The organism is Aminobacter sp. MET-1 (assembly GCF_026521175.1).
GTDB lineage: Bacteria > Pseudomonadota > Alphaproteobacteria > Rhizobiales > Rhizobiaceae > Aminobacter.
Window position 1 is genome coordinate 1 of the sequence record NZ_JAMSHL010000122.1, and the last position, 263, is coordinate 263.

A 263-nucleotide genomic window follows, 5' to 3' on the forward strand; every position below is an offset into this window, starting at 1 on the left:
GTTCCGTGAGGTGAAACTGGCGCGTGCCCATGCCGGCAAGCTGGAAAACATCTTCGAGAACATGGGCCAGGAAGAGAAGAAGACCCTGAACATCGTCCTCAAGGCCGATGTGCGCGGTTCGCTCGAGGCTCTGCAAGGCTCGCTCAGCGGCCTGGGCAACGACGAAGTGCAGGTCCGCGTGGTCGGTGGCGGCGTCGGTGGCATCACCGAGTCCGACGCCAACCTGGCGCTGGCTTCCAACGCGGTGCTGTTCGGCTTCAACG

At 63.5% G+C, this 263-nt stretch carries 1 pseudogene; it reads left to right on the forward strand.

Going from position 1 to position 263, the window contains the following annotated elements:
* Nucleotides 1-263 (forward strand): annotated as a pseudogene (locus tag NDO48_RS29290) (translation initiation factor IF-2); the annotation flags it as partial.